Raw genomic sequence first — 12,469 nt, forward strand, 5'->3', positions numbered from 1 at the left:
CCGATGCTTTGCGACTTCGCTTGCCCAAGTGCAACCGGAGCCCAGTCCCTCCCCATTTTCTTTGAAATCAGGAGGGCAGTCAGCCGGTAGTAGTACTTCACGCGGACGAGTGCAACGCTAAATGACCGATTAGCGAGTTCGGGGGCTGTCAGCAGGGAAGAAATAATCCCGATGTCCACTGAAGGGCTTGATGACCCCTAGAGGCGTACTCAGAGATTGAAAGCCCATGTTTTTTGTAAACGACGAGCGAGAAGCCGCACGGTCAGCAAATAGTGATATCGCGTTGCCTCGCTGCGTAGTTTTAGGCGATGCTCAAGAAACCAAGCCATGTGCTTTTTCTGCCAAGCCCAAGGTTTTTCTAGCCGCCAGCGTTCAGATATCTCAGCTTGGATGAGCTTCGCTTGTCGTAAATGGCGCTGCCGAGTTGCGTACGACCCCGTCAGCACCGCAGCCAAGAACAGCTCCATATCGAATTGCTTACTCATCTACGACCTCCAATGTAGGCAGCGACCACATCGATCCGACCGTGCCCAAGCTCATAGCTGATTTGCCTGCGAGCCTCACGATCAAGGGTCTTATCTATCTCGCAACATGGGCCACCGTTGATAGGTGCGCGGTGTTGGGTGATTTGCTCATAGCGCTCACAAGCGTACGCCGCTCTTAGCTCATGGAAGCCTTTCAGGTTGTGTACATGCAGGATGTCCCGTGCTGGGCGGATGGTTTCCTGCAGCACACTAAGGTAGCTTTCGTATGGAGCAATCAGGTTGCGGCTACCCACAGGCGACACCTGCTGTGCAAACCCAAGCGCCTCGTGAACATGGTCGTCCACCGCAATCCAACGGGGTGCCGACGCACCGGCGCGGCCGCCTTTGGTGCCATCCTGAATATTGATCCTGCCTAGGTCGTTAGCCTCACGACTTAGCCGTGGCAGGTCGGCCAAGATAGCCTCACGCAAGCGCATGCCGGTGGCTCGCGCCAAGAGAATGATCGCGGCGGCCCGTCTCTGGTCACGACTGCAAAGTGCATCGACGATCTGCTTAATCTGTTCGCGGTCTTGGCCCTGAGGCACCGACTGGCGAACTCCGGTGCGCTGCATACCCAACGCCTTACTCGGGCTTGGCAATTTCACGCACTGATCACCGCGAAGCGCTGCCATGGTCCTGTTAACGCTGGATAGCCGGTTTTGTGCAGTGCTGATGGCGAGGTCACCGTGCGCTACAACGTCGCGCAGGTACGCCGCATAGTCGGCCAACACCTTCCGATCAATCTGCCGTGCATCATTGATACAGGGCCCTAGTTCGGAACGGCACCATTTGACGAATGCCTGCCACCGATCACAGTGCGCCTTGACCGTGCCGTAATGACCGCCGCCGAACATGTCTTTCAGCGCCTGCGGCCCTGCGTAACTCAATTGCCTGCCATAACCGAAATTGCGGCCATCGCGCTTACCCACCAGTGCCATGTCGCTCACCTCATCTTTCGATCTCCGATCCTCGCCCCACGTCATCCCGCCAAGAATGCTGAGTGTTATCAGGGATCAAGGCCCCTGCGACCTGTGGGGAATGTCCACTACGCGGGACTGACGGCTCCTTACAACCGGGAGCAAGGGCATCTCATGATCTGGCCTCCTTAACACCGTTACCGGTGGGCGGGTGGAGGCAGTGCTGGCTGACTAAACCAGCGCCTGAAGATCCTGAGCCGGGTGAACGCAGCAATGCGATGACCGGGGCATGCCTGACTGTCAGTCAGGTGCAGTCCATTCCGTGGTCTGCGGCACCATCATCTACAACGCTGTTGCTGGTGACATCGGCGTTTGTCACGCCAATTGTCACGAGGGAGTTGCCGCAAAGCCAAGTGAGATGAGGGCTGCAGCAGTGGTAGGAGCGCCCGTCTCTTTCCAGGAGAAAGAGACGGGCACAGGTTGGCGCAAGATTCGGCCAAGCGGATAGGTTGCTGCAGAGCAGCGAAGTAGAAAGTGTTGTCTGGCGCACGAGGGCCATGATCTGAAGTAGGCATCCATCACCGGGGAGGTGACCGGGCGAGCTGCCGGACGCGAATCGCCTTTTGGGGGAACCACCGCGGGAGCGGTGTGGCCTTCAAGGTTCGGGCCACCTGGGTTGCTGTCATCGACAGCTCTTGCACGGCCAGTTCTACGCCTGTGGATAAACCCGGTCAAGGTTCGAAATTCAGCGCCACTTTGGACTTGAACAACGGTTATCCACCGGTGGAATTCCGTGGTAAATCCTGGACAAAGTGGTCGCTTTTAGCCCTTCAAAGTGAGGTCCATCCAAACAGGGCGGCTTTGCAGCCCTGTTTGGATGGACCCGCGCTGAGAAGCGGATGAGCGAGGCTGCTCGCCCTGAATCTTGAACGCTCAGTTGTTGTTGCTGCCGTTATTGCGCCTGCATAGCGCTAGCGTATCGGTACCACGTTCTTGTCTCTGATTTGGCCGTATGCTGAGGCGAGCAGGCTGCCGGTCGCGGCTTTCTGGATGTACTCACTCCACCAGGCCATCATCGGACGCCGGCGCTCAATGTAGTCGGCGCGGTTGTAGGCGCTGCGCACCTCATCCTTATCTACGTGAGCCAGTGCGACTTCAATGAGCTCCGGATCCCACCCATGCTCATTCAAGATGGTGCTGGCCATCGAGCGCATGCCGTGGCTGACCAAGCGATCCTGGAAGCCCATGCGTTTCAACGCCATGTTCGCGGTCTGGCTATTGGCGTGGGTGCGCGGATTTCTATCGGCCGGGAAGACGTATTCGCGATGGCCGCTGTGGGTCTTCAGTGACTCCAACAACGCGACAGCGTGATCACTCAAAGGAATGCTGTGTGGGCGGCGCTTCTTCATCCGCTCCGCAGGGATAGTCCAAACGCGCCTTTCAAAGTCGATGTCTGCCCAGCGAGTAGTCGCCGCCTCGGCGGGGCGAGTCATCGTGTGCAACTGCCATTCGATCAGGCAGCGGGTGGTGCGTTTGATACTGGCGTTCGCGATCTCCAGCATGAGCTCGGGGAGTTCTTCGGGCGGAAGCGCAGCCATGTTCTCTTTCTTGGGCTTCTTGAATACTGCCCTGATGCCGGTGAGCGGGTTGGCGAAGATCAGGCCGGAATTTACGCCGTAGGTCATGATCTCGTTTAGCCGCTGGCTAAGGCGCTTGACCGTCTCCAGGCTGCCTTTCGCTTCGATTGGACGAAGCAATGCGATCACCATCGGCGCGGTGATTTTTGCGAGTGGTGTCGTTTTCAAGTCAGGGAATACATGCAGCGTGAGCGACCGCCAAATGTCCTCGGCGTAGGCCGGGGTCACCGAGTCTTTTTGAGCTCGAACCAAGCGGTGGCCACATTCTCGAAGGTATGTTCCGTTTCTGCCCGTTTGGCTTCATTCAACGTATTGCGCTGCACCTTCGGATCGATGCCTTGGGCGAGCAGCTCGCGCGCTTCGACTGCCTTCTTTCGTGCGTTCGCCAGTGACAGTTCGGGATAGGTCCCGAAGCCGATGTTGATGCGCTTCTTGGTAACCGGCTCGCGGTAGTTGAAATTCCACAGCAACGAGCCATTGCTGCGTACTCGAAGCTGCAAACCATCACCGTCAGTGAGGACATAATCCTTGGACGCGGGTTTGACTCCCTTGAGCTGTCGATCGGAGAGGCGGAGGTTTTGAGCAGGCATGAGATTGTCCTCAAGCACTGATTCGGTATTCCAAAGATTAGCACCGGGTGGACTGGAATACCGCCTGGAATACCCGAACGGCTGGAACTCAAAAACTTTCAAAAGACCGCAAAAGCGCTGGAGGCCGCGTATTTGCTGGGTCGCAGGCACAAAAAAGACGTCCATGGACGTCTTTAGATGATGAAGTGGTGGAGCCGGGGGATTTGAACCCCGTCCGCCAGTACTCCGCTGTCGGTACTACATGCGTAGCCTTGTCTATTAAGTTAACCCTCAGCGACCCGACGGGCAGGGTGCTTTGGGCGAGTTGTGTAAGTTTTAGCCGCTTCGTCCACAACGTACTGCACGGCGATTCTGTTCTATATGACAATCATTTCGGGTTTACAGACATCCCCTGATGATTGCTGGACCCGAAGGTACCAGGAGCATTGTCAGCTGCAATTAAGCAGCGAGAGCAACACCGTATTGGTCGTCATTGGCAACTATAAGTAGTTGCAACAGTGGATTTACGACTTCTGTTACCAAGTCGGCATGCACCTAGAGTTTCGCAACCGGCGTCGAATCCTAAACGGCCCCGAACTCATTGCCCGGTGAATCTGATCGGGCAACAAGCGTGCACAGTGTACGTCAATCCGCCGACGAGGCCAACCCGCAGGTTGGCCCGTCAGTCTGGATCAGTTGTTGGTGCCGGTGTTTTTACGTAGCTCAACGATGGTTTGCGAGGTTTCGGCAACGCAGTCGTCAATTTTGCCTTCGGCTTTCAGCGCTTGGGCCTTGCTCACGCTGGTTTCGGCACGCTGGCTCAGTTCTGGCTTCGCTGACAGCTGAGCTTTCATACCATTGATGGTTTGAATATTGGCATCGCACAGATCGGCAGGCTTGTCTGCGGCGAACGAAGTGGACGCCATCATCGAGGCAGTAACGAACAGACCTAACAGTACAGAACGCTTCATGTGTGTCTCCTTGAACTGAGGGATCCAGGCTTCGCTGACCGCTGGGCGAGCCACCGAATGGAGGAAAAGCCCCGATTTGTCGGGGCCTGTTCTGTGGATTGCCGTCTCGCTCAAGAGTTCTATTTTTCTTCAGACGACTTTTGCCCGCGTCACCCGATCCACCAGATAAACCAGCCCGTGGTAGTCGATGCCACCGTGCTGGGTGAGGCCGATTTCGCACGTGCGGCTCGTGGAAATCCCCTCGCTGCAATGCTGCACGGCGTCCTTGAGCGTACGCAGCGAATGGCTGTTCAGCTCCGGCGTGGTGAAGCCTTTGTCGCCGGCAAACCCGCAGCAATGAATGCCCTCGGGAATCACCACGGTGTTGCTGCATTTGCGCGCCAGATCGATCAGCGCCTGGCTTTCGCCCAAGTGCTGAGTGCTGCAGGTCACGTGCACGGCAATCGGCGATTCCTGGGGTGTGAAGTCCAGACGATCCAGCAGATGCGTACGGATGAAGCGCACTGGATCGTACAGATCCAGCCGCGTTTCGCCGATGTCTTGAATCAGTCGCAGCGTACACGGGCTGGTGTCGCAATAGATCGGGTCGAGGCCGCCGCGACTGGCGTGGAGCAGGGCGCTGATCAGCTCCTGACGTTTGTGTTCGGCCTGTTCGGCGTAGCCTTTGGAGGCAAACGGCTGACCGCAGCAGAGGTTGTCCTGGTTGTCGGGAAAGACTACCTGGTAACCGGCTTTTTCCAGCAGGCCACGGGTTTTGTCGTACAGCGACATTTGTTCTTTGTCACCCGCCGCCGGGCCCATGACCCGCGAGACGCAAGCTGCCAGATAGACCACACGCGGGCGCTCGTCCGAAACGCTCGGGCTGAAGCGAATGGCTTTTTCCGGTTGTGGCATGGCGTTGGTCCACAGCGGCACCTGGCCTTTGGACAAGCGCGTCAGCGTTGCCGACAGCTTCGCCAGACGCGGCGCGCCGAGCATCATCCGCGCGCCGTTGGCGACGTGCAGGGTGAAGCGCGCGCCTTGCAGGGTCTTGGCGAAATTTCCTTCGATCCAGTCAGCGGTTTTCTGGTGCGTGGCGTGTCGGCCACGGAGCTTTTTCACCAGTTCGCCGGTGTTGATGCCTACAGGACAGCGTTGCGCGCACAGGCCGGTCGCGGCGCAGGTGTCGATGCCTTGGTACTCGTAGGCTTTTTCCAGTTCGGTGGTGTCGACGCCGGCGCGCTTTTTCGCCTGGATATCGCGCCAGATCACGATGCGCTGGCGTGGGCTCAAGGTCAGGCCTTTCGATGGGCAGACCGGTTCGCAGAAACCGCACTCGATGCACTTGTCCACAATCTCGTCCGCCGCCGGCAGCGGTTTCAGGTGCTTGAGGTGGATCTGCGGATCTTCGCTGAGCACCACGTCCGGATTGAGAATGCCGTTGGGGTCGAGCAGGCGTTTGAGCTGCCACATCAATTGATAGGCGTCGCTGCCCCATTCCAATTCGACGAACGGCGCCATGTTGCGGCCGGTGCCGTGTTCGGCCTTCAGCGAGCCGCCGAATTCCACCGCGACCAGTTGCGCGACGTCGTCCATGAACGCTTGGTAGCGTGCGATTTCTTCCGGGCTGTTGAAGCCTTGGGTGAAGACGAAGTGCAGATTGCCTTCCAGTGCGTGTCCGAAAAGGATCGCTTCGTCGTAGGCATGTTTGTCGAACAGCTCGATCAGGCGATTGACGCCGATGGCCAGTTGTTCGACCGGGAAGGTCACGTCTTCGATGATTACTGTGGTGCCGGTTTTGCGCACGGCGCCGACGGCGGGGAAGGTGTCTTTGCGGATGGCCCAGAGGCGGGCGTTTTCCACCGGGTCTTCAGTGAAGTCGACCTGCTTCTCGACGGGGAAATCGCGTAGGGACGCCATGATTTGCGCCAGTTGTTCCTGCAGCAATGTCGACGAAGCGGCGCGGGATTCGATGAGCAGCGCACAGGCATTTTCCGACAGCAGCTGTACGAAAGCGGGCATGCCTTTTTTGTCCTGCACCGAGCGCAGACTGCGTCGGTCGAGCAGTTCCACGGCGGATACCGGTTGGCTTTTCAGCACGGTCACCGCGTTGCAGCAGATTTCGACATCGGGGAACACGATCAGCGCCGAGGCCTTGTTCGGGTGATCGATGACGGTGTCGTAAGTCACCGCGCTGATAAAGCCGAGGGTGCCTTCGGAGCCGACCAGCAGGTGGCTCAGGATATCCACAGGCTCGTCAAAATCCACCAGGGCGTTGAGCGACAGGCCGGTGGTATTTTTCAGACGGTATTTGTGGCGAATTCTCGCGGCCAGCTCGGCGTTGGCGCGGGTCTCGCGGCCTAATGTCGCCAGTCTTTCGAGCAGGTCGCCGTGGCTAGAACGAAATGCCGCGACGCTGGCAGGGTCTTCGGTGTCGAGGCGCGTGCCATCGGCCAGCACCAGACGAATCCCGGCCAGGGTGTGATAGGTATTCTGCGCGGTGCCGCAGCACATGCCGCTGGCGTTGTTGGCGACGATGCCGCCGATCTTGCAGGCATTGATCGACGCCGGATCCGGGCCAATTTTGCGTCCGAACGGTGCCAGCCAGGCGTTGGCCTGCGCGCCGATCACGCCCGGTTGCAGGCGGATCTGCGTGCCCTGGCCGCGAATCTCGCGGGCGTTCCAGTTATCCCCGAGCACGATCAGCACCGAGTCGCTGATCGCCTGCCCGGACAGGCTGGTGCCGGCGGCGCGGAAGGTCACCGGCACCTTGTCACGCTGGGCCAGTTGCAGCAGCGCCACCACTTCGTCTTCGGACTCGACGCGGATCACCAGTTTCGGGATCAGCCGATAGAAACTGGCGTCGGTGCCGAAGGCCAGGGTCGACAGCGGATCGTCGAAGCGCCGGTGTGCTGGAATCAGTTGCTCGGCATCACGGAGGAAAGCGGCAGGAAGACTCATTGATCCTCCAGAATCAGCACGACCAAATCTTTCGGGCCATGCGCGCCGTAGGCGAGGACCTGTTCAATATCGGCAGTCTTCGACGGGCCGGAGACCAGCAGCGCGTTGGTCGGCATGCCTTGCGCCCATTCGAATTCCTCTTGCACCTGATAGAAGTTGTCGCGGATTTCGCTGGCCTTGAGCAAAGCGAAATGCACCGGCGGCACCAGGCTCATCAGGCGCGGTTCTTCACGGGTAGGCCAGATGATCAGGCTGCCGGTCGCGGCGATCGCGCCGAGGGTGCCGGTGAGGCTGGCCGGGGTGTCGTTGAACAGCTCGGCTTTCCACTCTTCCATTGGCCGGTCGTAGGACTTCAGTTCTGGCAGCTCGGGATTGTTCGCCCAGTGCTGTGTGATGCGTTGCCCGTGCGGTGTAGTCGGTGCGATCAGCAGGCTCGGCAATTGGCGGTCGCGCAGCAGTTGCGCGAGTAATGCCGGCCACTCCTCGGCCGAGGTCAGATGGATTTCGGTGTGCACCGCTTCCATCAGTTTGCGCAGTTGCGGAATGCGTTGCTCGGCGCTGTAGGTGTAGGGCTGGGTGACCAGGTCGACATCGAAGTTGTCGGCAATTGGCGTGGTGCCGGTCAGACTTTTCCGCAGCTTGCCGAGGATATTTTGCTTGGCGCTCATCGACGCTCTCCCTGTTTGCCCAGATGCTCGCGGGCCATGTCATGCAGCGAACGCGCGGCCGGTTTTGGTGCGCTGTGGTTTTGCGTCCATGGGCCGACATTGCTCGGCGTAAGGGCGCGCAGGCGCGTGGCGAAAAAGCGAACAAGCTGTATAGCGTCGGCGAGCTGTTGAGTCTGGCCCAGGCGTTCCAGATAAAACGCTCCTTGCGCGAATATTTGCTGCCCTGGCCGCGCATCACCTGATTCGGCGCGTCTGGAGCTTTGACGTTTTCCTCGCGCAGACGGCGCAGGATCGCCGGGATCGGAATCTTCACCGGGCAGACTTCACCGCAGGCGCCGCACAATGATGATGCGCTCGGGTGGTCCGGAACCTTGGCCAGGCCGACCATGTGCGGGGTGATGATTTTGCCGATCGGCCCCGGGTAGACCTCGCCATAAGTGTGGCCGCCGACGCGGGTGTAAACCGGGCAATGATTCATGCAGGCGCCGCAGCGGATGCAGTTCAGGGTCTGGCGCAATTCACTGTCGGCGAAGGCCTGGCTGCGACCGTTGTCGAGCAGGACCAGATGCACTTCCTGCGGGCCGTCGAGTTCATATTCCTTGCGCGGGCTGGAGATCATGTTGACGTAAGTGGTGATCGGAATGCCCAGCGCCGAGCGCGTCAGCAGTGACAGCAGTGGGACCACGTCACGCAGGTTTTCCACGACTTTTTCGATGCCGGTGACGGCGATATGCACCGGTGGCACGGTGGTGGTCATGCGCCCGTTGCCTTCGTTTTCCACCAGCAGCAGGGTGCCGGTTTCGGCGACGGCGAAGTTGACGCCGGAGACGCCGATGTCGGCTTCGAAGAATTTCTGCCGCAGGACCCTGCGACCGATCTGAATGAGTTGGTCAACGTCCTTGGTGTATTCCACGCCAAGTTTGTCGTGGAACAAGGACGCGACCTGACCGGCATTCTTGTGGATCGCCGGCATAATGATGTGTGAAGGCTTCTCGTGGTCGAGCTGGACGATGTACTCCCCATGTCGGACTCCAGACATTCAATGTCCCGAGCCTCGAGGAAATGGTTCATCTCCATCTCTTCGCTGACCATCGATTTGCCCTTGATCACTTGCCGCGCCTCGTGAGCGCGGATGATCGATAAGACGATGCCATTGGCCTCGTCCACCGTTTCCGCCCAGTGCACTGTCACACCGTTGCGGGTCAGGTTCTGTTCCAGTTGCTCGAGCAGGTCGGGCAACTTGGACAGCGCGCGGGCCTTGATCGAATTGCCCAGTGCGCGCAAATGTTCTCTTTCGTGGGCATCGCTGAAAGCCGCTGCCCGCTTGGTCATCAGTGAATCCATGGCAGTGCGGAAGTTGTTCCGCAACTGCTGATCACCCAAGGCATTGTGTGCCCGGGTGCGGAAATCTTCTTCTACGGCGACCGTAGGAATAATCGTCGAGGTGCTCATTGCGCACCTCCAGTTCGCTGCCAGAGGAAGCTCGCCAGATGTTGCCCGCGTAACTTTTCCTGCTGTTTCTCCAGCGCGCCGTTGATGTTCATCAAACAGCCGCAGTCGGCACTCAGTACCTTGTGCGCGCCGGACTCCTTCAGCGCGCGGGTCTTGTCAGCCACCATCGCGCCGGAAATGTCTGGCATACGGACGCTGAATGTTCCGCCGAAGCCACAGCATTCGCTTTCGTGGTCGTGATTGACCCGTTCCACATTGCTCAACTGCGCCAACAACTCGCGGCCGTGCAGGTGGGTGTTCATTTCGCGGCGTGCCGAACACGAGGTGTGCAGCGCGACTTTGACCGGTTCGCCACTGTCCTTGAGCTGCACCTTGCAGACAAACAGCAGAAACTCGGCCAGTTCATAAGTGCGCGCTGCGAGAGCCTGCACCTGTTTCAACGTTTCCGGCTCGTCCTTGAACAAGTCGGCGTAATGCTCGCGCAGCATGCCGGCGCAGGAACCCGACGGCATCACCACCGGATAATCTCCGGCAAACAGCGCCAGTTGCGAGCGCGCTACCGTCCGCGCCTGCTCGGTGTAACCCGAGGTGTAAGCCGGTTGGCCGCAGCAACTCTGCCCTTGCGGATATTCGACCCGTATCCCTTCGCGCTCCAGCAGATGGATCGCGTCCATCCCGGCTTCTGGGTAGAACAGGTCGACCACACACGTGCCGAACAGGTAGACCCGCGACGGTTTTTCGCTGGGGTATTGCCGAGGTTCGGGCAGTGGCGGTGCCACGCGGGTCGCGTTCGGCACAGCGTTGTAAAAAGCTCGCTCATCAGGCGTGTCTCCGGGTGGGCCCGGTTATCCGTCTGCTGCGGCTGCCGAATATAAAGCGCGTTGCTTTCAGCAGCCTTACAGACCCGGTGGTGAATTGCTGACGCCGGATCACGGGCCGGCGTCGGTTATTTCCGTCTTTCTTGTAGGTTTAGTGCACCAGCATGCCGGTGAACCAGTAGGCCTGAGCCAGGGTGATCAAACCGACAATCGTTGCAAAGAATAGGCTGTGCTTGAGGGTGAAGCGGAACAGATCCGATTCCTTGCCGACCAGACCGGTCGCGGCGCAGGCCACGGCGATCGATTGCGGCGAGATCATCTTGCCGGTCACGCCGCCGCTGGTATTGGCCGCCACCAGCAAGGTGTCGTTGACGCCGATCTGGTGGGCGGTGGTCGCTTGCAACGAACTGAACAGCGCGTTCGACGAAGTATCCGAACCGGTGAGGAATACACCCAGCCAACCGAGGAATGGCGAAAAGAACGGGAACGCCGCGCCAGTACCCGCCAGCACCAGGGCCATGGTCGAGGACATACCGGAGTAGTTGGTGACGAAGGCGAACGCCAGCACCATGCCGATCGACAGGATTGGCCAGCGCAGTTCGTAGAAGGTCTCTTTCAAAGTGGTCAGACCAGTTTTGAAATTAATCTTCAGCACCAGCATCGAAATCAACGCGGAGAAGAAAATCGCGGTTCCGGTGGCGGAAATCGGGTCGAGTTTGAACACCGCTGGAATCGCGGTCGGGTTGGCCACGATCGGCGCAGTCTTGATCACCAGTTGATCAAGGTGCGGAATCGCGAAGTTGAACACCCAGCTGTACATCGAGCCGCCGGCAGCGAACATCGCTTTGAAAGGCTTCAGCGTCCAGATGGTCACCAGCACAGTGAGGATCAGGAACGGCGACCACGCCTTGAAAATTTCCCCGAGGCTGTAGGGCGAAGCCACGGTGGTGCGCTTCTGGCCGAAACCGCCGACGCTGGCGCTGACCACCGAAGCGGACACGGCGCCAACGATGTGCTGGCCGGCGGCGCGACGTGGTTGCCAGACCTTGAGGAACAGGGTCAGGGAAATCAGGCTGGCCAGTGCCGAGGTGATGTCCGGCAGTTCCGGGCCGATGAAGTTGGAAGTGAAGTATTGGGTGATGGCGAAACTCAAACCCGCCACCAGCGCGGCTGGCCAGGTTTCGCGCACACCGCGCAGGCCGTCCATCATGAACACCAGCCAGAACGGCACGAACAGCGACAGCAGTGGCAACTGGCGACCGGTCATGGCGCCGATCTTGAAGGCGTCGATGCCAGTGACCTGGCCCGCCACGATGATCGGAATCCCCAGTGCGCCGAACGCTACCGGCGCGGTGTTGGCGATCAGGCAGAGACCGGCGGCGTACAGCGGATTGAAGCCCAGTCCTACAAGCAATGCGGCAGTAATCGCTACCGGCGCGCCGAAACCGGCGGCACCTTCCAGAAATGCGCCGAAGCAGAAACCGATCAGCAACACCTGCAAGCGCTGGTCATCGGTGATCGAAAGGACCGAGCTGCGGATGACCTCGAACTGACCGCTTTTCACCGTCAGTTTGTAGAGGAACACCGCCGCGACAATGATCCAGGCAATCGGCCACAGACCATAAGCGAAACCATAACCAGCGGCGGCGAAGGCCATGTCCACGGGCATCTGGAAGGCGAAAATCGCCACGGCAATCGAAAGCGCGAGGGTGATGCTGCCTGCCACGTGGCCTTTGAGGCGGAACACCGCCAGGGCGAGAAAGAAGAACACGATGGGAATGACGGCTGCGAGAGCGGAGACGCCAAGACCGCCGAGCGGGCTGTAGAGCTGTTGCCAGGTTTGCATGGTGGGGTGGCCCCTAATTGTTGTTGGTCAGGCACTGTGAGCAATCTTGGATAATTGGTAAGACCAATTTACAAGCGCTGTTGGCTAGGGTAAAAGCCTTGGTGGCGGTGTGTCAATTTGCCGCTCT

The 12,469-nt window shown here is 59.2% G+C and carries 7 protein-coding genes, 1 other RNA gene and 2 pseudogenes; all 10 read right to left on the reverse strand.

Annotation, left to right across the window (positions count from 1 at the left end):
- Window positions 1-209 precede the first annotated feature (209 nt).
- A complete protein-coding gene (locus LJU32_08305; GenBank protein ID WKV90207.1) occupies window positions 210-485 on the reverse strand; it encodes a hypothetical protein in 276 nt (91 codons plus the stop codon).
- Window positions 482-1,462 (reverse strand): integrase domain-containing protein, encoded by a 981-nt coding sequence (locus LJU32_08310; GenBank protein WKV90208.1) that lies wholly within the window; start codon window positions 1,460-1,462, stop codon window positions 482-484. Before LJU32_08310 ends, LJU32_08305 begins: the two co-directional genes overlap by 4 nt.
- Before the next feature lie 950 nt (window positions 1,463-2,412).
- A pseudogene (locus tag LJU32_08315) lies at window positions 2,413-3,668 on the reverse strand (tyrosine-type recombinase/integrase).
- A gap of 186 nt (window positions 3,669-3,854) precedes the next feature.
- Window positions 3,855-4,241, reverse strand: a transfer-messenger RNA (tmRNA) gene (gene ssrA, locus LJU32_08320).
- A 98-nt stretch (window positions 4,242-4,339) separates the two neighbouring features.
- Entirely contained in the window at window positions 4,340-4,618 is a 279-nt protein-coding gene (locus tag LJU32_08325) for a hypothetical protein (protein WKV91063.1), read from the reverse strand.
- 129 nt (window positions 4,619-4,747) lie between these two features.
- Complete coding sequence (locus LJU32_08330) at window positions 4,748-7,558, reverse strand: FAD-binding oxidoreductase (GenBank protein ID WKV90209.1); 2,811 nt, start codon at window positions 7,556-7,558, stop codon at window positions 4,748-4,750.
- Window positions 7,555-8,226, reverse strand: a complete 672-nt coding sequence (locus tag LJU32_08335) for a lactate utilization protein (GenBank protein WKV90210.1) — start codon at window positions 8,224-8,226, stop codon at window positions 7,555-7,557. The genes LJU32_08330 and LJU32_08335 overlap by 4 nt, the downstream gene beginning before the upstream one ends.
- Window positions 8,223-9,678 (reverse strand): annotated as a pseudogene (locus LJU32_08340) (LutB/LldF family L-lactate oxidation iron-sulfur protein). Before LJU32_08340 ends, LJU32_08335 begins: the two are co-directional and overlap by 4 nt.
- Complete coding sequence (locus LJU32_08345; GenBank protein ID WKV90211.1) at window positions 9,675-10,475, reverse strand: (Fe-S)-binding protein; 801 nt, start codon at window positions 10,473-10,475, stop codon at window positions 9,675-9,677. The pseudogene LJU32_08340 and the gene LJU32_08345 overlap by 4 nt, the downstream one beginning before the upstream one ends.
- A gap of 172 nt (window positions 10,476-10,647) precedes the next feature.
- Window positions 10,648-12,342, reverse strand: coding sequence for a lactate permease LctP family transporter (locus LJU32_08350; protein ID WKV90212.1), 1,695 nt, complete (start codon window positions 12,340-12,342; stop codon window positions 10,648-10,650).
- Window positions 12,343-12,469: the final 127 nt, after the last annotated feature.

The sequence above is a fragment of the Pseudomonas sp. B21_DOA genome (assembly GCA_030544685.1).
In the GTDB taxonomy this organism is placed as follows: Bacteria; Pseudomonadota; Gammaproteobacteria; order Pseudomonadales; family Pseudomonadaceae; genus Aquipseudomonas; species Aquipseudomonas fluorescens_AO.

What these genes read in the sequence shown, in the direction of transcription:
- LJU32_08305 (WKV90207.1), bottom strand. Translation starts at nt 485, where the DNA reads ATGAGTAAGCAATTCGATATGGAGCTGTTCTTGGCTGCGGTGCTGACG.
- LJU32_08310 (WKV90208.1), bottom strand. Translation starts at nt 1,462, where the DNA reads ATGGCACTGGTGGGTAAGCGCGATGGCCGCAATTTCGGTTATGGCAGG.
- LJU32_08325 (WKV91063.1), bottom strand. Translation starts at nt 4,618, where the DNA reads ATGAAGCGTTCTGTACTGTTAGGTCTGTTCGTTACTGCCTCGATGATG.
- LJU32_08330 (WKV90209.1), bottom strand. Translation starts at nt 7,558, where the DNA reads ATGAGTCTTCCTGCCGCTTTCCTCCGTGATGCCGAGCAACTGATTCCA.
- LJU32_08335 (WKV90210.1), bottom strand. Translation starts at nt 8,226, where the DNA reads ATGAGCGCCAAGCAAAATATCCTCGGCAAGCTGCGGAAAAGTCTGACC.
- LJU32_08350 (WKV90212.1), bottom strand. Translation starts at nt 12,342, where the DNA reads ATGCAAACCTGGCAACAGCTCTACAGCCCGCTCGGCGGTCTTGGCGTC.